The organism is Paenibacillus naphthalenovorans (assembly GCF_900099895.1).
GTDB classification, from domain to species: Bacteria; Bacillota; Bacilli; order Paenibacillales; family NBRC-103111; genus Paenibacillus_G; species Paenibacillus_G naphthalenovorans.
Genome location: NZ_FNDY01000004.1, coordinates 202,121 through 220,166, shown reverse-complemented (window position 1 = coordinate 220,166; position 18,046 = coordinate 202,121). Strand labels below are relative to the sequence as shown.

At 49.5% G+C, this 18,046-nt stretch carries 20 protein-coding genes; 16 read left to right on the top strand and 4 right to left on the bottom strand.

The genetic code is table 11. The features are described 5' to 3' along the window. Positions 1-38: 38 nt before the first annotated feature. Entirely contained in the window at positions 39-734 is a 696-nt protein-coding gene (locus tag BLT35_RS06385; protein WP_074727315.1) for a Cthe_2314 family HEPN domain-containing protein, read from the top strand. Positions 735-812: 78 nt separating this feature from the next. After that, a complete protein-coding gene (locus tag BLT35_RS06380) occupies positions 813-1,607 on the top strand; it encodes an SDR family oxidoreductase (RefSeq protein WP_074727314.1) in 795 nt (264 codons plus the stop codon). A 66-nt stretch (positions 1,608-1,673) separates the two neighbouring features. Here BLT35_RS06380 and BLT35_RS06375 read toward each other — a convergent pair whose 3' ends face one another. Next, a complete protein-coding gene (locus tag BLT35_RS06375) occupies positions 1,674-1,922 on the bottom strand; it encodes a NifU family protein (protein WP_062406733.1) in 249 nt (82 codons plus the stop codon). Between the two features lie 79 nt (positions 1,923-2,001). Between BLT35_RS06375 and BLT35_RS06370 the strand changes: the two genes are divergently transcribed. Next, positions 2,002-2,256, top strand: coding sequence for a YuzB family protein (locus tag BLT35_RS06370; RefSeq protein ID WP_062406735.1), 255 nt, complete (start codon positions 2,002-2,004; stop codon positions 2,254-2,256). 5 nt (positions 2,257-2,261) lie between these two features. Here BLT35_RS06370 and BLT35_RS06365 read toward each other — a convergent pair whose 3' ends face one another. Together BLT35_RS06365 and mqnE are read right to left on the bottom strand one after the other, a co-directional pair. Beyond that, the gene (locus BLT35_RS06365; protein WP_062406737.1) at positions 2,262-3,326 is read right to left on the bottom strand and encodes an NAD(P)/FAD-dependent oxidoreductase; all 1,065 of its coding nucleotides are present in this window, start codon (positions 3,324-3,326) and stop codon (positions 2,262-2,264) included. 24 nt (positions 3,327-3,350) lie between these two features. Then, positions 3,351-4,454 (bottom strand): aminofutalosine synthase MqnE, encoded by a 1,104-nt coding sequence (mqnE, locus tag BLT35_RS06360; protein ID WP_062406739.1) that lies wholly within the window; start codon positions 4,452-4,454, stop codon positions 3,351-3,353. Between the two features lie 371 nt (positions 4,455-4,825). Between mqnE and BLT35_RS06355 the strand changes: the two genes are divergently transcribed. The 5 genes from BLT35_RS06355 to BLT35_RS27785 all read left to right on the top strand — a co-directional run bounded on the left by BLT35_RS06355 (position 4,826) and on the right by BLT35_RS27785 (position 7,619). Further along, entirely contained in the window at positions 4,826-5,026 is a 201-nt protein-coding gene (locus tag BLT35_RS06355) for an aspartyl-phosphate phosphatase Spo0E family protein (protein WP_054817077.1), read from the top strand. 93 nt (positions 5,027-5,119) lie between these two features. Further along, the gene (gene erpA, locus BLT35_RS06350) at positions 5,120-5,491 is read left to right on the top strand and encodes an iron-sulfur cluster insertion protein ErpA (RefSeq protein ID WP_054817078.1); all 372 of its coding nucleotides are present in this window, start codon (positions 5,120-5,122) and stop codon (positions 5,489-5,491) included. A gap of 474 nt (positions 5,492-5,965) precedes the next feature. Beyond that, on the top strand, positions 5,966-6,640 hold the full coding sequence (locus tag BLT35_RS06345) for a hypothetical protein (RefSeq protein ID WP_074727313.1): 675 nt from the start codon (positions 5,966-5,968) through the stop codon (positions 6,638-6,640). A 121-nt stretch (positions 6,641-6,761) separates the two neighbouring features. Beyond that, the gene (locus tag BLT35_RS06340) at positions 6,762-7,433 is read left to right on the top strand and encodes a 3D domain-containing protein (RefSeq protein WP_074727312.1); all 672 of its coding nucleotides are present in this window, start codon (positions 6,762-6,764) and stop codon (positions 7,431-7,433) included. Between the two features lie 60 nt (positions 7,434-7,493). Then, complete coding sequence (locus BLT35_RS27785) at positions 7,494-7,619, top strand: hypothetical protein (protein WP_256380582.1); 126 nt, start codon at positions 7,494-7,496, stop codon at positions 7,617-7,619. Positions 7,620-7,903: 284 nt separating this feature from the next. Here BLT35_RS27785 and BLT35_RS26790 read toward each other — a convergent pair whose 3' ends face one another. Next, entirely contained in the window at positions 7,904-8,332 is a 429-nt protein-coding gene (locus BLT35_RS26790; protein WP_062406746.1) for a hypothetical protein, read from the bottom strand. Between the two features lie 311 nt (positions 8,333-8,643). Here BLT35_RS26790 and BLT35_RS06330 point away from each other — a divergent pair, with 311 nt between their 5' ends. The 8 genes from BLT35_RS06330 (at position 8,644) to glnA (ending at position 17,906) form a co-directional block, all read left to right on the top strand. After that, positions 8,644-9,069 (top strand): YugN-like family protein, encoded by a 426-nt coding sequence (locus BLT35_RS06330; RefSeq protein ID WP_062406748.1) that lies wholly within the window; start codon positions 8,644-8,646, stop codon positions 9,067-9,069. 422 nt (positions 9,070-9,491) lie between these two features. After that, entirely contained in the window at positions 9,492-11,051 is a 1,560-nt protein-coding gene (locus tag BLT35_RS06325; protein WP_062406750.1) for a S1C family serine protease, read from the top strand. Positions 11,052-11,270: 219 nt separating this feature from the next. Continuing rightward, on the top strand, positions 11,271-11,963 hold the full coding sequence (locus BLT35_RS06320; RefSeq protein ID WP_062406752.1) for a response regulator transcription factor: 693 nt from the start codon (positions 11,271-11,273) through the stop codon (positions 11,961-11,963). A 1-nt stretch (position 11,964) separates the two neighbouring features. After that, complete coding sequence (locus BLT35_RS06315; RefSeq protein WP_062406754.1) at positions 11,965-13,485, top strand: ATP-binding protein; 1,521 nt, start codon at positions 11,965-11,967, stop codon at positions 13,483-13,485. Between the two features lie 47 nt (positions 13,486-13,532). After that, a complete protein-coding gene (locus BLT35_RS06310; protein ID WP_062410817.1) occupies positions 13,533-14,480 on the top strand; it encodes a 4-hydroxy-3-methylbut-2-enyl diphosphate reductase in 948 nt (315 codons plus the stop codon). Between the two features lie 23 nt (positions 14,481-14,503). Then, positions 14,504-15,034 carry a DUF2062 domain-containing protein gene (locus BLT35_RS06305; RefSeq protein WP_062406756.1) on the top strand — a complete coding sequence of 177 codons (531 nt, stop codon included), beginning with the start codon at positions 14,504-14,506 and terminating at the stop codon, positions 15,032-15,034. 149 nt (positions 15,035-15,183) lie between these two features. Next, positions 15,184-16,230: a 3-deoxy-7-phosphoheptulonate synthase gene (gene aroF / locus BLT35_RS06300; protein WP_074727311.1), complete on the top strand. Its 1,047-nt coding sequence runs from the start codon at positions 15,184-15,186 to the stop codon at positions 16,228-16,230. 251 nt (positions 16,231-16,481) lie between these two features. Then, positions 16,482-17,906 (top strand): type I glutamate--ammonia ligase, encoded by a 1,425-nt coding sequence (gene glnA / locus BLT35_RS06295; protein ID WP_062406759.1) that lies wholly within the window; start codon positions 16,482-16,484, stop codon positions 17,904-17,906. The last annotated feature ends 140 nt before the right edge of the window (positions 17,907-18,046 follow it).

Here is an 18,046-nt window from a genome sequence, read left to right as displayed (position 1 = left end):
TTGACCAGACCAAATTCACATATATACGGAGATTTGTTATGCTAAGAGCGATGTTCGGCGAGCAGCCGCGCAAAGACGCAGGCCTGCTGCTGGAAGCCATTCAAGCGATTCGTAAATACATGTACACATTGACATCTGCCTCCCGGCAGTCGTCACAGGAGCGGCGGTACATCATCTGGTGCCAAAGCTTCCTGCGTACGTTGGACGATTTGGAGCAAAGTCAATTCGCAGCCGTTCGGTTTGGCCGCAAGGTAAGCAAAAAATACACCGATCAGATGTCCGCCGAGGAGCTTGATGATTACCATCGGCACTTATATTATTATAACAATGCTTTGATCCGTGTATTTGCGGTTTTGGACAAGTTGGGGCATTTCATGAACGAAAGGTTCTCTTTGCACACGGAAAGGGTCAAATCACGCTTTTCTTACTTTACCGTGCTTCGCCATATGCACAAGGACAAGCGGTTTTCAGATTTGGAACAGCAGCTTTATGAGCTCAAAATCAAATATAATGAACCGCTTAACCGGTTGCGCAACCAGCGGAACATGGAAATACACACCATAAATGCGGATTTACTGGATGACCTGATGAAAGCGGCCGAAGCGAAATATGGCGAACAGATAAGGATAGGGACCGAAGACATACAGCAAAATCTTCAAGATTTGGAGCAAGGGTGCCAAATGACATTTCGTGCGGCAGCGGAGGTATTTCGTTATCTGCACCGCCGTTCTTAAGAGTTGAATCGAATTCCGGCATCCACTATACTTTGATATAGCAAGGTAAGTTAGATGAAGCCGGGAGGAACCGAGAGCATGGAGCAGCAGCGGAAAACCGCACTCATCACCGGAAGCGCCAAAGGGCTCGGCAAAATGACCGCACTCCTGCTGGCCGATCAAGGGTTGGATATCATTGTAAATTATGTGAACAGTAAGCAAGAAGCCGAAGAACTCTGTGGGCGAATCCGCCAAAAGGGCGTAAAATGCGAAGCTATTCAAGCCAACGTAGCCCGGGGGGAGGATCGGGAGCGCCTCGTGGACGAGGCCGTACGCCGCTTCGGGTCGATTGACATTCTCATTAATAATGCGGGGCCGTTCATTCGCGAACGAAGGCTGTTTCGCGATTACAAGACTCAGGAAATACTCGATTTGATGCAGGGCAACTTGCTCGGAGTCATGCATCTGGACCATTTGGTCATCCCTATGATGCGAAGCAAACAGTGGGGCCGCATTATCCATTTTGGTTTCGGTCATGCGGCGGAAGCGCGCGGTTGGCCCCATCGGGCCGTATACGCCGCGGCGAAGGTGGGTCTGGTCTCATTTACCAAGACATTGGCTGTCGAAGAGGCGGCAAGCGGCATTACGGTTAATATGATTTGTCCCGGCGATATCGTTGGAGACAACAAGGAACGCACGATCCGCGAGGTTGAGCACATCCATGATGACGAATCTCCGCGCGGCAGGCCGGGAACCGGAGAAGATATCGCCCGCGTGATCCGTTTTTTGTGCGAGGAGCGTTCTGATTTCATTACGGGCAACATCATGGACATTTCCGGAGGCTTGGATCCGATTCGCGCGATTACCGGCAACGGCACGGCAAAAAAGCCCTGAAACCCGCATACTGCGGGATTCAGGGCTTTATGCTTGCATTATTGTGCCTGAATGGGAATCAAGCCGTTAGAATACTTGTACGACTTCCTCTATGCCTTCCACTTCCTCCAGGAGGGCGCGTTCGATACCGGCCTTCAGAGTAATGGTCGAGCTTGGGCAGCTGCCGCAAGCACCCATGAGCTTCAGTTTAACGACGCCGTCCTCCACATCAACAAGTTCCACGTCGCCTCCGTCGCGCTGAAGAAACGGACGCAGTTTATCTAGAACCTCAAGCACTTCATCGTACACCGTACTTTGTTGAGTACTTTCGCTCATTTGCATCATCTCCCTTCTTACCTTATTATATTACAATCAACGAAAAATGAAAATGGCTGCAAGGCGGTGTTACCTTCCTATGAGACCTATTATTGAATTTTGTACAAATAATATGCATCACGGCACAGACAAGCTGTTCAAAAAACTGGAACAGAACGCCGATTACGATGTGATTGAATATGGCTGCCTGGGCAATTGCGGGGAATGCTACGTTTTGCCGTTTGCGTTGGTTAACGGCGAGATTGTCGCCGCTTCAACGGCCGATGAACTGGAGGCGGCTATCAAGGATAAAATAAAAGAGATCGAAGCCATGTTCGATCTCCTGGGTGAGTAATCCGGTTATCCGAAATGTCTCTTGGACATCCAAAGCACCCCGGACTTTATAGCGCGGGGCACCTTTCCAAGCATGACGGTCCGCTTGCCCATCAGGCCAAACCCCGCTTTTTTTCCCAGCGATCCGAGAACTCCTTTGAGCTTGATTTTGCCGAGCCGGGGAGTTTCGTTTTTCCATATCGCTTGAAGGACATGAGCCACTTGCTCTCCTTGGGCCTCCGCAGCCTGACCGCTGGGGGAGAACGGAAGGGCGGCGCAGTCGCCAACGACGAAGATATCGTTATAATCCGGAAGCTGGTGGTATTCGTTGATGATGAGACGACCTTGTGCATCTTTGGGCAGATTCAAGTTCTGCACGATCGGGCTCGGTTGAATGCCGGCAGTCCATATTGTCATGTCGGTGTAAATGATTTCCTGCTGGTTGTACAGCATGCCGCCTTCCAAACGGGCGAGAGAGATGTGCGAACGCAGCTCAATGTCATGCTCGAGCATCCAGTCGCGGACATACCTCTGCAGCTTGCCCGGAAACGGAGACAGAATGCTGGCACCTCGATCCAGAATTCGGATGTTCATATCGGGCCGGCTTTCACGAAGCTCCGCAGCGACTTCAACACCGCTGAGGCCGCCGCCGACGATGGTCACCTGGCCATAAGGCGCTATGTCGTTAACGTTCTGATACGTTTTCCGGGTGGAGGACAGCGTCTGGATACTATGTGAGAATTCTTCGGCACCCGGAATGCCATGATAACGATCAACACAGCCGAGGGCTATGACCAGCCAATCGTAGGACAACGTCTCATCGTTTGCAAAACGGACTTCCTTTTGCTCCGGCAGGACAGAGACCACTTCTCCGTATTTTAAAATAAGCCGGGGGTCGACCGGGAACTGCACCCGAATGTCCCAATCCGATACCGTCCCTGCTGCCAGTGCGTAATACTCCGTTTTGAGCCCTTGATAAGGCATCCGGTCCACCAGAATCATGACGGTGTCCGACGGCAATTCCTTACTGAGCAGTTCTTTGGCTACGGTTAATCCACCATAGCCTCCGCCCAAAATCACAAGTTTTTTCATACAATGGCAAACCCTTTCTATGACCTAGTTATAAACCTTGATCTCATTATAAAAAGTATCCCGCTCTACAGGAATGCGTCCCGCGCCTTTAATCAGCCATACCAGCTCATCGCGGGTCATGCCTTCAGGCGAAAGCGCACCGGCCGAATGGCTGATCCGCTCCTGGATAATCGTTCCGTGAGCGTCGGATGCCCCGAAAGTGAAGGCGAGTTGAGTAAGCTGTGTACCGAGATTGATAAAGTAGGCTTTGACATGCTGGATATTATCCAGCATCAAACGGCTGATCGCAATCGTCTTCAGATTGTCGTATGCGGACACCCGTTTTTTCAAACCTGCACTGACACTGGCCGGCTGCACAGCATTCGGAATGAATACCATAAAACCTCCGGTTTCATCCTGCAGCTCACGCAGGTATATCAAGTGACGGATACGCTCCTCGTACGTCTCAATCGATCCGAACAGCATCGTGGCATGCGTCTTCATTCCGAGCTGATGCGCCGTACGGTGAACTTCGAGCCACTGTTCCGTCGAGGCTTTGTCGACCAGGTGCATTTTTTTGCGGTACCGCTCGGATAAAATTTCCGCGCCTCCTCCGGGCATTGTATCTAATCCCGCATCGATGAGCGTCTGCAGCACTTCTTTATAGCTTAACCCGCTAAGCCGTGAAAAAAACTCGATTTCTGCAGCGGTATGAGCTTTAATGGTTACATTCGGATAACGCTCTTTCAACGCGCGGATGCTGTCCACATAGTATTGGAACGGCACGTTCGGGTTATGCCCTCCGGTGATGTGAAACTCGCGGAGACCCGGATGAATGTGCTGATCGATATATTCAAACATCTGCTCCGGCGTTAACGTATAGGCTCCTTCCTGTCCTTCATCGCGGCGGAAATGACAGAAAGCGCAATGTTCTTCGCATACGTTAGTAAAGTAAAGACTCATATTATCGACGAAATAAACCTTTTTCCCGTTCTTGCGCAGGTTGACCTTATTGGCCATTTGACCTATGGCGAGCAAATCATCGGATTCGTATAAGTATACGCCTTCCTCCAAGGATAGGCGCTCTCCGTGTTCCACTTTTTCGGCGATTTCAGCCATACGCTGCCCGTAATTTGTCGTGATGCTCATTGTTGCACCTCCGTAAACTGTTTAGGCGCCCCCGGCCGGAGAGCCTGGGACGCGATTTTTTAACGTCCGTGAGTCCGTGAATATTGTCACAAGTGAAGAAGACTGTACGGCAAAACCTTATATTATGAAGTCTTCTTGATGACTGGAATCAACCATCAATCCTTCTCATTATAAACCTACTGAACAAGCTGGGCAATATATGATTCGGTGAAAAACGCATTCGGTGGATGTTTATCAAAATCGATTATGAAAGATCGTTAATAAAAATAATTAATATAATTATGCATAATGTATACATTGCCTATTTTCTTTTCTTTCCAAATATAATATACTTTTTCATTGTAGAACTAGTTTAGGGCGGTGTAACGATCGTGTTAGTTTCGAGTTGTCCCGATAAACAATCAGCTATCACCAGTGAAATAGAAGAGGTTCGCGGACGAATGGTCAGCTTAGGCGTTCAATTCGGTTTGCTGCATCCGGAAGTGCAGAGGTGCAGTCAGCAGTTGGATGAATTATTGCTGCGTTATCATCATATAAAACTCGGCCCCGCGGCTAAAGCTCCATCTTTGTAGATAAAACGCAAATCACGCGCCCTTGAGGTAAGAGCCCGGAAGGAGTATACTTTAAGCAGGATCACATTTTAAATGTAAGGGAGGCAACGGATTATGATTACCATTAGCGAAAGTGCTTGCGATAAAATTAAGGAAATGCTGGCGGCGGAGGAAGCTGCGAATTTGTTCCTTCGTATCGGCGTAAAGTCTGGCGGCTGCAGCGGCTTCTCCTATGGTATGGGATTTGACGATACCCAGCAGCAGGACGATAAGGTTTTGGATATTAACGGTCTCAAGGTAGTCGTAGACCCGGACAGCGCCAAATACCTCTACGGCGTCGAGATTGATTACCAGGACGCAGGCATGGGCGGCGGTTTCACTATTCACAACCCGAATGCTGTTGCTACCTGCGGGTGCGGTTCTTCCTTCAAAATGAAGGATGAAGAGGGGACTCCCGAGAAATGCGACGATAAAGTCGAGGTTTAATATAGATACTTAATTGATTAACAACCCCGGATAGCGAACGTTAACGACCCCAAAGTCGGCGTTTCAGGGTTGAAGATAGCGTCCTCCTGACAGATGTTCATACGTGAGCATCGGTCAGGAGGTTTTTTATTATGACGCTAAAGAAATGTGAGAGGCGAGTTCCTAACAGGACTTTGGTTCCGTAATTCCGGAGAGTGGCGTATTTCAAAGGCTATGTTAATGTTCTTGAATGATTGCATGAGGACAACGTTTTTTTAGTTCAGATAAAAATAGTTCATTGAATTCATTTTAAATGAAAACCACCGAAATCAAAACGGTCCCGCTCGTCTGCATCCGCCCGACCGTATCCAATCCGGCGCATAAGTGCGGGCTTGTATAAGAACTAGCGAATCTAAAATGCAACTTTCGGATGGTTTCCGCGTTAATAATTGTGAAGAGTACATCATGTTTTGCAGAAATACGAGGAGGAAATGAATGAAAAAATCGATGGTTCTATTGATGATCGCGGTTGCTATTGTACTCGCAAGCGGCTGCGGGGAGAAAAGCTCCAGGGAAGGCGAGTCCGCTGTCCCCTCTAGTACGCAGCCTTCTGCCGGCACTGAACAAAAAAACGCTGACGCTGGCACGGTGGCTCCTCCGGTGAGTCAACAGCCTGAAGCGGGTACCGAGCACAAAAACGCCGATACCGGTAAAGCAAGCCCATCTGTGGGCACGCCGCCGGCTAAGGGTACAGAAACCAAACCGTCTGGCGCGGGTGCAGCTTCCCAACCGAGCCCGAAGAAAGCTGCCAGCACGGACCGCAAGATCGATGTGGATTACATTAAGCAGAATCTGAAAATGAACATGTCCCAAGATGAAGTGAAAAAGCTGCTGGGCTCAACCTACACCGAAGTAACCAATGCTATGGAAGGCAATAAGATGTGGCGTTATGATATAGGAACAAAGCAGGGGTACAATTATCAGGGGGAAATGGATTCCATCGATATGGATGGTTTGATAAACGGGTCGGTTACCATTCAGTTGTTTGTGGACTGGTCTGAAGAAAAAACCGTGAATCATTATTCTTTCCTTTACCTGAAGGACGGCAAAATCTATGAGTACCGGGTTTTCGAGGATGGTCAGGTAAAAGAAAGTATTGTTCAGGAATAATACATAGATCCGGCGTATGGAGGGCCTTTCGGGTTTTTTGTATAGCGATCTATTTGTCCTATGTATAGATTGGTTCAGATATGGATAGCCTCCTATATTAAGGGGAGGTTTAACAACACATATGTTAACGAAAACCGCAAGCCATGCCAAATGGATTTGTTTCATCACGCTGATGCTGTCCGTATTGGTATGGTTTGGACAAGAACAAAGGCAAGCTGCAGCATTACGCAGCACAAGCTTTACACCCGTTCAGGCCAGTAACATTCCGATTCCGGTTTCCGGTTTTAGCCAAACGGCTGTAACCTTGGAAAGCCCTAAAGGAGAAACCAAGCCCGTTTCATCCCAATCGGGACAGGGTAAGCAAGCTCGTAATTACAAGTTTTTCCCGCATCCGGGGCAGGATTTATCGAAATATACAGCTGTGGAAGTGACCGCAACAGGTTACTTCGCGGGTAAGGAATCCACCGGAAAGAGTCCGGGACATCCGGAGTATGGCGTTACGTATTCAGGTATGATGGTTGCCCGCGACGTACAATCTTTTTCGACCATTGCCGCAGACCCGAAAGTATTCCCCATTGGTACGGTTCTCTACATTCCCGGCTATGGCTACGGAATTGTAGCGGATACGGGCAGCGCGATTAAAGGTAACCGGATCGATTTGTACTTTGAAACCAAAGATCAGGTCTATCAGGAGTGGGGCAAAAAGAAGCTGAATGTGTTTGTGGTCAAAAAGGGCAGCGGGAAAATAAATCAGTCCCTTTGGAACCAATTAAAAAATGAGCTGCTGTATTAAGTTTCCATCATAAAACCCTTCCGGTGCATCCACAATATCGGATGTAGGGGAGGTGAGACCATGGCTAAAAACAAAAACAGAAAGAAAAACGACTCGGAATTTTCCGAAGAAGTCGTTGAAAATAATGTAAAGCGGCCGGCCCAGAATAATCCGAGCGAGGGTGCGGCTCAAAGCGCCAAAAGATAATGCTCTATAAAATGGAGTGCAACGGGCAACCGGTTTGACACTCCATTTTTGTTGGCAGGTCTGCCCACCCAAATTGAATGTGAGGTGAACGGAAGCGTAATTTACGGATTTTATGCGACGCCGGACCGTTTTATGAAGGCCATCTGAGAACATCGATCGAACGGGTCGGGTATGATTCGGAAAAGGTCATTAAGCTTTATAAAGAAGCCGATTATCCCAATGCGGAAATGAGGATACAGATCAAAGTGTAGGGAACGCTTCTGGAAAAAACAACGGTTGGCATTTTACCGGTGAAATTTAAAATTTCCATAATCAATCACAACAATTTTTCCATTTCTGTTTACACGCAAGTTTTCATAATTGGGTTTGCCGCGGCGGGTGAGAACCTCATAAGCTCTGATACCATTGGACTTAAACATGATTCTTAGTTTGTAAAGATTCCGTTTATGTTTTGAAGAATTCGGGAATTTCCTGGTATGCTTTTTCATGATCAACCAACGGTAATGATTCCCATAATCGATAATTTCGGCAAGGCGTTTTCTTAATGGAGAAGGAGATGAACGATAAGTATTTACTTCTCTTTTGTTGCTTTTGATCCCATATTTGGATTTAGCAACTTTTAAAACGTAACCGTTACCCAGATCATATACAATTCGTCTTGCACCCGAGCCAAGCAAACTGATATTATTCATTTTGCTTTTATCACTATTCACGGTTAATTACCCCCGTCTTTAAAAAAATGTAAAGCAGCTTAATTTATTGTATTGAAAAAAAATAAAATGGTTTATACAATTGGTCTTGTTTGAGAAAAAAATGATGTATACATCGGCAGGCAGACCGTATCAATAAGGACAATGGTCCAATGAGGTTTTTCATTCGTACGGTAAATGCGGAGTTCATCGTGATCCCCAATCAAACATGTGCATGGTATTTTGAGTAGAAAATACATATGGGCATAATTTTCCCATATGTAGTCCATTCTATGAATAGACCATAACACTGCTAACGGTTGGAGGAGATACGGATGATTCCCCTGGATTCGTCATTGTTGAACCGCGAAGAAAATTTTGATCAGGTACGGCAATATTTGCATGAGCATGAGTTTGTTTTGGGCGGAAATTGGGATTATGAGCACGGCAGCTTTGATCGTTATTTGGATGAAGGCCGCAAGGTCTGGCTTCGGATTCCTTTTCAAGTCACTCACGGTGTTCTGGACGGGGATGCGGACTCCACGGATGCGGTCGTTCAAATCGGTACTCCGTTTGTGTTGAAGCATGTGTATAATGAAGGGCTGGACGAAGAAGCCCAGGTGCGAGTATCCGGCGCTTTGATCGATCAGTTTCAGGAACCGCTCGATAAGGATGCCCCGGTGGAGGACAAGTGGGTTGCGCAGGCGAAGTCGCTGCTGAAGGAAGTGGAGCAGGGGTGGAGTGGTGACACATCCCCCTAAATCCCCCTTACCTAAGGGGGACCCCAGGGGTTTCGTCCCCTGGACGACGAAAGCTGTCGGGGGAGCGGTTGCGGCGAGTATCGGGAAGGCTGAGCGTGTGCTCGCGATTTGTCTTCCCTGCCTGGCTTTCAGCAGCCTGGGGACGGATACGCTTTCAGTTGGAGCGGTGCGTGCTTGGGAGCAACTGAGGAGGAATCCCCCGCGTCTGTCCGAGCGTGTTCACCTGATGGCGAACTAGTGACGGACCCGCTTAATTGCGCGGATATAAGCCCCTTATTTTGGAGGATTTGCGACAATATTCGATTTTAACTCCATTTTATTTTTTATTAAGGTTTCTTTAATGTCGCGGGTGCAATATGGAATACAAGAACAGAGAGCTAAACAATCCTATTGAAACCTGAATAAGATGGAGGTTTGGTCTTATGGATAACAACAATAAAAATGGCAATCCGTTATATGACTTCTTTGGTCGTGCGAATGACGGTTCCTCTCATCATAAGGAGCAAGAGATTGACGATAAGCAGGAGATGAAAGAGGAAAAAGCTGCAGATATTGAGCGCCATTCATCTCATTACTTTTCTTACGGACCGTTTAAGCCCGGCGAGAGTGCGGCGGCAAGAGAGAATGCCGGTTCTCCTCCGGTGGAGGTCACCCCGCCGAAGCCCTTGCGGACTTACAGCTTTCATTCACCTGAGGAGCCGAATATAACGAACGGCGGCATGGGAAACTGGCAGGTCGGAAAGCCGAAACGCTCCGGCAGCTTCCGCACTATTTTTGCCTCGTTCATGGCGGGGGTCGTTGTGGTCGGTTCGCTGATGTTCGCCTCCGACAAAATGAACCTGTTTACGGGTGCTGAAGGGGTGATGAACAGTGGAGGATCGAACGGTTCGATTCCGGCAGCATCCTCCAATAACGGTGGCGTACAGCCTTCCGCTCTGGATATCAGCCGCCCGAACAGTGTGTCGAGCATCGTTCAACAAGCCAGTCCGGCGGTGGTAAAGATCGAAACCAAGGTGAAACCTAAAGCCTCGAGCCGCACCGGCAATCCGTTTTTCGACGATCCGTTCTTCCGTCAATTTTTTGGTGATAACGGCGGCCAGCAGCCGGACAGCGATCAGCTGCAGCCCGGAGGCATGGGGACCGGTTTCATTTTTGAAAAGTCCGGATATATTCTGACCAATGAGCATGTCATTGACGGCGCGGATGAAATTTGGGTTTACGTGCAAGGCTATGAAAAGCCGTTCAAAGCCGAGCTTCTCGGCAACAGCTACGATCTTGACCTGGCCGCTCTGAAAATTAAAGGCGATAAAGACTTCCCGACGCTGCCGCTGGGCAATGCGGATAACCTGAACGTCGGCGACTGGGTAGTGGCGATCGGCAACCCGTACGGCTTTGACCATACGGTAACGGTGGGCGTGCTCAGTGCGAAGGAACGTCCGATCAGCATTCCGGACACTAACGGAACACGCGAATACAAGCATTTGCTTCAAACCGACGCATCGATCAACCCCGGCAACTCCGGCGGCCCGCTGCTGAATCTGAACGGTGAAGTCGTCGGCATCAATACGGCGGTCAGCTCCCAGGCGCAGGGTATCGGCTTCGCCATCCCGACGAGCACGATTAATGCGGTACTGGATAACCTGAAGAATAACGTGGAAATTCCCAAAGAACCGGCTCCTTATATCGGGGTAAGGCTGGGTGACGTACAGAAGGACTGGGTTGCCGATCTCAAGCTTCCGAATACCGATGGTGCGATCGTTTCCGATGTTGAGCGGAGAAGCCCCGCTTTTACAGCAGGCATTCGTCCTTATGACGTCATTGTGGAAGTGAACGGAGCCAAAGTGAAAACATCGGCGGAGGCGGTCAGCGCTATTCAAAAATTAAAGGTTGGCGACAAAGCTACCATCGGCGTGATGCGTGACGGACAGAAAATAAACATTGAAGTCACCATCGGCGACCGGAACGCACAGAAGCAGCAATAATGGGATTACAAGCAGAGCGGACCATTTCGGATGCTCTGCTTTTTTTTGCCCCGGTGGAGTTTCTCGAGATCCGTCAATTTGTTAAGATGTAAGAAAGCGACCGATGAAGAACTTTCCTGCCTTCGAGGGCGAGTTCTGCTGCGCACACGTGAAGGTTGGACATCTTGAAGCGACGAGTCATTGTTTTGCAATAAATGTTGAGGATGGTGCGAAGGGGATATGAGAGAGAAAATATTAGTCATTGACGACGATGAAAAAATCACATCGATGCTGCGCAGAAGCCTTGCGTTTGAGGGGTACACGGTGCTGACGGCGAATCATGGCATGGACGGTCTGAAGCAAATATTGGAGAACGATCCGGACACGGTCATTCTGGACGTCATGATGCCGCAATTGGACGGCTGGGAGGTTGTGCGCCGCATACGGGAGGGCGGCTCGGATGTGCCGGTGCTGATGCTCACCGCAAAGGACGAGGTTGCAGACCGGGTTAAAGGGCTTGATCTGGGGGCGGACGATTATCTGGTCAAACCGTTTGCGCTGGAAGAGCTGCTGGCAAGGGTACGTGTGCTGCTGCGGCGTAAAGCGGCGGCCAAAACCGAGCCGGAAACCAACAAAATTCATTATCAGGACGTGTTTATGGATTTGGATACCCGTGAAGTATTCCGGGGAGGGCAGAGGATTGAGCTGACGACCAAAGAGTTTGAACTGCTGCATTTGTTTTTGCAAAATCCGAGAAGAGTGCTTTCACGCGACGTGATCATGGAAAAAATCTGGGGATACGATTACAGCGGGGAATCGAATGTGCTTGAGGTGTATATCGCCCTTCTGCGGCAAAAAACGGAGGAGCATGGGCACAAGCGGATCATCCAGACCGTTCGCGGCGCGGGTTACGTGCTGAGAGGAGAGGACTGACATGTCCGTTCGTATGCGCCTGACGCTGTGGTATACGGGCATATTATCCGCAACGCTGCTGCTGCTCGGGATGGGGTTGTATTTATTTTTGCATTATATCTATTACGACAGCCTTCAATCCCAGCTGCAGCAGCAGGCCGAAAGCGTCAGAACGCGGATTGTACCGCAGTTTTCCTTGTCGGAAAAGGGATTGACTTTGGAATTCCGCTACTCCGGGTCAGGACGCGATTTGCTCCGCTACAATAACATGTATTTTCAGGTTGTTAACCTGCAGAACGGAAGCAAATATTATTCTCCGAATGTAGAGGAGGCCGGTCTTCATTTTCCAGATATACCGGCAAAGCAAATTTCCTGTGTTCTGGATGGAGACTGCCGGTTCGAGAAAATTAAAATTGACGGATTGGACTTTCTGGTCTACTACACGCCGATCATATCCCAGCGGGGAGAGGCCATCGGGATGATGCAGGCAGGGACCTACATTGAGCCTTATGAACAGCTGCTGGCCACGCTTCGTCTGATTCTTACGGTTACGGCTTTGCTCAGTATAGTGCTTGCCTCTTCGGTCGGCTGGTTCCTTGCGCGCAAAGCGCTGCGGCCGATCGAGCGGGTTATTGAAGCCACCAATCAGATCCAAAAAGGAGCCGACCTCCAGAAAAGGATTGAGTATCACGGACCCAACGATGAGATCGGCGTGCTCACCCAAACGATCAACGGCATGCTCTCCAGACTACAAAGCGCATATGAAGAGCTGGAGGAGGCTTACAGAGCGCAGCGGCGGTTCGTATCGGACGCTTCCCATGAGCTGCGGACACCGCTGACGACGATCCGCGGCAATGTAGAGCTGCTGGAGAAAATGTGGAAGCAAACGGCTCTGCAAATAGGGGAGCAGGATGGTCAGCGGCTGGAGCTTTCCATCGAAGCCATGAAGGATATATCGGGTGAGGCGGAGCGGATGTCGCGGCTCGTAGGTGACCTGTTGTCGCTTGCCCGTGCGGACGCCGGGTTTCAAATAAGCAAAACGCATGTCGAGATGAAGACGCTGTTGGATGAGGTTGCACGTAAAGCGCAAATGCTGCCGCGTACCGCTGATTTTATCGTCGGGGATCTGTCTGCCGGGGAAGGCGTATACGTTTACGGCAGTCCGGATTATTTGCAGCAGTTGATGTTTATTTTTGTGGAAAATGCTTTCAAATATACGGAGCAAGGCAGTGTCAGGTTGGATGCGCAGCGTCATAAAGACCAGATTGGAATCCGCATAGCAGATACGGGAATCGGGATGGACAAGGAAGAAGTACCGCATATTTTCGAGCGGTTTTACCGGGCTGACCCGTCGCGCGGCAAAAAATCGGGGACGGGCCTGGGGCTGTCTATCGCCAAATGGATTATCGACGAGCACGGCGGTTCGGTGGAAGTGAAGACCCGTAAGGACGAAGGAACGACCTTTGTCATTTGGCTCCCGATCGTCGCCGAGGGAACGTCTCCATCATCGGATCATTCCCTCCCGTCCGGGAATGAAGTATAATGGACATAAGCAAGTATCGAAAATTCGACAAACAGGCAGGTGCTATGATGGACGTTATCAAAATTTCCCCCCGAGGCTATTGCTACGGAGTCGTCGATGCCATGGCGCTCGCCATGCAGACGGCTAAAAATTTGGATTTGCCGCGGCCTGTATATATATTAGGCATGATTGTACACAATGCGCACGTAACGGAATTTTTCGAAAAAGAAGGGGTCATCACGCTCGACGGGCCGAACCGTCTTGAGATTCTTGAAACAATAGACAAGGGGACGGTCATTTTTACCGCCCACGGAGTTTCTCCGGAGGTTCGCCGCAGGGCGAGAGAGAAAGGCCTGACGGTGGTGGATGCCTCTTGTCCTGATGTGACGAAGACGCATAATCTCATTCGGGAAAAGAGCGCTGAAGGCTATCAGATCATCTATATCGGCAAAAAAGGCCATCCCGAGCCGGAAGGCGCCATCGGTGTAGCGCCGGACCGTGTGCATTTGATCGAAAAGCCTGAAGAAATTGAAAAGCTGCAGATCCATTCGGACAAAATCATCATCACCAACCAAACGACGATGAGTCAATGGGATATCAGGCATATTATGAACCGGCTGCTGGAGAAGTTTCCTCATGCCGAGATTCATAACGAAATTTGCCTGGCGACCCAGGTACGGCAGGAGGCCGTAGCTGAGCAGGCCAAGGATGCCGATCTGGTTATTGTGGTCGGCGACCCGCGCAGCAATAACTCGAACAGGCTGGCTCAGGTATCGGAGGAGATCGCCGGAGTCAAAGCATACCGCATCGCCGATGTGAGCGAATTGAAGCGCGAATGGCTTGAGCCGGTCCGCCGTGTGGCTGTGACTTCCGGTGCTTCCACTCCGACGCCGATTACCAAAGAGGTCATTACTTATCTCGAGCAGTATAATCCAAAAGATCCGCAGACATGGGAAATTCGGCGGACGGTCAATATGGCCAGATTGATTCCGGCGCCCAAGCAAAAGACGGTCTAAGTCATGGTAAAGGACGGCGGCAGATGAATAAAACGGCGAGAAAGAAAAAAACATTCAATGTCTACGGCATCGGTCGCTGGTTTAAATATCAATATTTGCTGCTGACAAGGGCCAAAGGGGGTCCTGTCATGGTGGCACTCGGCTTTTCCATCGGCTTGGCGGTTGAGATGTTCACGCTCCCGACGGCAGGGCTTGCCTTTTTCCTGATCTTCCCTTTGGTGTATTCACTGCGGGCGAGCATGGGGGCAGCTTTGATCGGCTTTGTGTTCGGCAAGGTTATCTATCTCCCCATGTCTTTTATTAACAAACAGGTTGGAGCATTAGTGCTGCCTCACGGCGTCACGATGCATTTGCAGTCGATCCTGCCGGAATGGCTTAATACGTTTCTCCGATTAAATATGAAGCTGTTGGTCGGGGGAATCATTAACGGCGCCGTGCTGGGGCTGCTTGTTTTCTATCCGGTCAAATGGATGCTCGAATGGGTTGACGGAAAACGGAAGGAAAAGCGCAGAAGGCGCAAAGAGCAGCTGTTGTCTTCCGAAGCCGAAGGATAAATTCGAATGGGTTCCGGCATGATAAGAAAAGTATTGACGGAGTGCCGCTCTCCGTTGTATATTTACTTTAACAGTTAAAAGCTTAAAAGCGTATAAGCGTCGAAGCGTTTAAGTATAAAATACATATTTATGGGGAGCGTGCATTGGTCATGATCGTGATTATTTCAAATAAAACGCCGGAAGAACGTATTCACGAAATTGTTCGGCATATTGAGAAGCATGATGTGAAGACGCATGTGTCCAAAGGGGTCGACCGCACGGTCATCGGGATCATCGGTAAAGCCAGTCCTGTACTGGCTGAGCAGCTGCGCCAGCTTTCGGGAGTCGAACAGGTTGTAAAAATATCAAAGTCATACAAGCTGGCAAGCCGTGATTTTCACCCGGACAACACCGTGATTAAAATCAAGGATGTTGAGATCGGAGGAGATCAGCTGGTTGTCATGGGCGGTCCATGCGCCGTGGAATCTCCGGAGCAGATCGATGAGATTGCACGCTTGGTGAAGGCGTCCGGAGCGCAGGTGCTGCGCGGCGGAGCGTTCAAACCGAGAACCGGGCCGTACAGCTTCCAGGGCATAGGCGTCGAAGGGTTGGTTATGATGGCAGAAGCGGGGAAAAAGCACGGCCTGCTGACGATCACCGAAGTGATGACGCCGGAGTATGTGGACGTATGTGCGGAATACGCCGATATCCTGCAGGTTGGCACGCGAAATATGCAAAATTTCGATTTGCTGCGCAAGCTGGGCACGATTCAAACGCCGGTTCTGCTCAAACGGGGTTTCAGCGCCACCTATGACGAATTTTTAAACGCGGCGGAGTATATCCTGGCAGGAGGAAACCCGAACGTTATGCTGTGCGAACGGGGAATCCGGACGTTCGAGCCCTACACGCGCAATACACTGGATTTAGCGGCGATTCCTGCCCTTCAGTCGCTTAGTCATCTGCCGGTGATATCGGACCCGAGTCATGGAACCGGACGCCGCGAGCTGGTAGAGCCGATGAGCAAGGCTTCTGTGGCGGCCGGTGCCGACGGCTTGATCGTAGAAATGCATACGGATCCGGATAACTCCATGACGGGAGACGGGGTTCAATCGTTGTTCCCGGATCAATTCGCAAGGCTGATGCTCGATTTGGAGAAGCTGGCCACACTGTGCGGCAAACGTTTCGATACGAAAAAAGAGCTTGTTCCGCTCTCTTGAATATACGGCTTTAGAATGCAGAAAAGGCTTGGCTTTCCTGGAGCTCAGGAAAGTCAAGCCATTTTTATGGCCGAAATGTGAAAAAAATGTGTTGTGTGTAAGCATACCTAACACTTCCGCAAAAAATACCTGACATAAGTATTGACGATTCTTGTAGAATGGTTTTATAATTAGCACATGATCATCAAAAACTTGAACAATGCACGAACAAACGGCCAATAATGTTCGGAATTTAGGAGGTAAGCGAGACTATGTCAGTTCAAAACGTATTAAACACGATTAAAGAAAAAGGTATTGAGTGGGTCGATTTCCGTTTTGTCGATTTGAGCGGCAGAGCGCACCATATTTCTTTGCCGGCTACCGAGGTGGATGAAGCGACTTTTGAGAACGGCGTTGCTTTTGACGGTTCCTCCATCCCTGGCTTCAGAGGAATTGAAGAGTCCGACATGGTCATGATGCCGGATTCGGAATCTTCGTTCGTTGATCCTTTCACAGCTCACCCGACGCTGGTGATTATGTGTAATATCTTTACACCGGACGGCGAACGTTATGAGCGCGACCCTCGCAGCATCGCTCAAAAAGCGGAAGAGTATCTGCAAAAAGTCGGCGTAGGCACTGCAGCATACTTTGCGCCTGAGTCCGAGTTTTTCATTTTTGACGAAGTTCGTTACGAGAGCGGCCAAAATTCCTCTTCTTATTTTGTAGATTCCGAAGAAGCGCATTGGAACTCCAACCGTAAAGATGAAGGCGGCAACCTGGGCTTTAAAGTGAAGCACAAAGGCGGTTATGTTCCAGTAGCACCAACGGACACCCAGCAGGATCTCCGCAGCGAAATGTGCCGTTTGCTTCAAGAAGCAGGCCTGCGCATCGAGCGCCATCACCACGAAGTGGCTACGGCGGGCCAAGGCGAGATCAACTTCCGTTTTGACACATTGACCAAAACAGCTGACAACCTTTTGAAATATAAATACATCGTTCAAAATACAGCAAGACAATACGGTAAAGTGGCAACCTTCATGCCGAAGCCTCTGTTTGGCGATAACGGCAGCGGCATGCACGTTCACCAATCGATCTTTAACGGCGATACTCCTTTGTTCTATGAAAAAGGCGGCTACGCCAACCTGAGCGAAACGGCTCTTCATTACATCGGCGGTATCCTGTATCATGCTCCGGCTCTGATCGCTATAACGAACCCGAGCACGAACTCCTTCAAGCGTCTGGTTCCCGGCTATGAAGCGCCTGTAAACCTGGTATTCTCCAAAGGCAACCGTTCTGCGGCTATTCGTATTCCTGTAGCTGCCGTAACACCAAAAGGCTGCCGTATCGAATTCCGTACTCCGGATTCCACAGCTAACCCGTACCTGGCGTTCGCTGCTATGCTGCTTGCCGGTCTTGACGGTATCGCTAAGAAAATCGACCCTCGTGCACTTGGCTACGGTCCGCTCGACAAGAACATCTACGATCTGTCCGCTGAAGAAAAAGCGGAAATCCGCAGCGTTCCGGGTACGCTTGACGAAGCGCTCAATGCATTGGAAGCAGATTACGAGTTTCTGACTGAAGGCGGCGTATTCACGAAAGAATTTATCGACAACTACATTGCTCTGAAGCGCGAAGAAGCGAAAGCCGTATCCATTCGCATTCATCCGCACGAGTACTCCCTGTATTTCGATCTGTAAGATCCGGTCTTATTCCTTCATATCAGGACTACCCTTAAGCCATTTTGACTTAGGGGCAGTCCTTTTTATTTTTTCAGCGGATAAAATAAAAGCTCTTGTACAGAAGAAATCATTTTTTCTGTACAAGAGCATATTTTGAC

Excerpts from the sequence above, each read along its gene's own strand:
- BLT35_RS06375 (WP_062406733.1), bottom strand. The coding sequence starts at position 1,922 with ATGAGCGAAAGTACTCAACAAAGTACGGTGTACGATGAAGTGCTTGAG.
- BLT35_RS06330 (WP_062406748.1), top strand. The coding sequence starts at position 8,644 with ATGATTCCCCTGGATTCGTCATTGTTGAACCGCGAAGAAAATTTTGAT.
- BLT35_RS06310 (WP_062410817.1), top strand. The coding sequence starts at position 13,533 with ATGGACGTTATCAAAATTTCCCCCCGAGGCTATTGCTACGGAGTCGTC.
- BLT35_RS06370 (WP_062406735.1), top strand. The coding sequence starts at position 2,002 with ATGAGACCTATTATTGAATTTTGTACAAATAATATGCATCACGGCACA.
- BLT35_RS06340 (WP_074727312.1), top strand. The coding sequence starts at position 6,762 with ATGTTAACGAAAACCGCAAGCCATGCCAAATGGATTTGTTTCATCACG.
- BLT35_RS06325 (WP_062406750.1), top strand. The coding sequence starts at position 9,492 with ATGGATAACAACAATAAAAATGGCAATCCGTTATATGACTTCTTTGGT.
- BLT35_RS27785 (WP_256380582.1), top strand. The coding sequence starts at position 7,494 with ATGGCTAAAAACAAAAACAGAAAGAAAAACGACTCGGAATTTTCCGAA.
- aroF (WP_074727311.1), top strand. The coding sequence starts at position 15,184 with ATGATCGTGATTATTTCAAATAAAACGCCGGAAGAACGTATTCACGAA.
- BLT35_RS06385 (WP_074727315.1), top strand. The coding sequence starts at position 39 with ATGCTAAGAGCGATGTTCGGCGAGCAGCCGCGCAAAGACGCAGGCCTG.
- BLT35_RS06365 (WP_062406737.1), bottom strand. The coding sequence starts at position 3,326 with ATGAAAAAACTTGTGATTTTGGGCGGAGGCTATGGTGGATTAACCGTA.
- glnA (WP_062406759.1), top strand. The coding sequence starts at position 16,482 with ATGTCAGTTCAAAACGTATTAAACACGATTAAAGAAAAAGGTATTGAG.
- BLT35_RS06380 (WP_074727314.1), top strand. The coding sequence starts at position 813 with ATGGAGCAGCAGCGGAAAACCGCACTCATCACCGGAAGCGCCAAAGGG.
- BLT35_RS06320 (WP_062406752.1), top strand. The coding sequence starts at position 11,271 with ATGAGAGAGAAAATATTAGTCATTGACGACGATGAAAAAATCACATCG.
- mqnE (WP_062406739.1), bottom strand. The coding sequence starts at position 4,454 with ATGAGCATCACGACAAATTACGGGCAGCGTATGGCTGAAATCGCCGAA.
- erpA (WP_054817078.1), top strand. The coding sequence starts at position 5,120 with ATGATTACCATTAGCGAAAGTGCTTGCGATAAAATTAAGGAAATGCTG.
- BLT35_RS06305 (WP_062406756.1), top strand. The coding sequence starts at position 14,504 with ATGAATAAAACGGCGAGAAAGAAAAAAACATTCAATGTCTACGGCATC.
- BLT35_RS06315 (WP_062406754.1), top strand. The coding sequence starts at position 11,965 with ATGTCCGTTCGTATGCGCCTGACGCTGTGGTATACGGGCATATTATCC.
- BLT35_RS06345 (WP_074727313.1), top strand. The coding sequence starts at position 5,966 with ATGAAAAAATCGATGGTTCTATTGATGATCGCGGTTGCTATTGTACTC.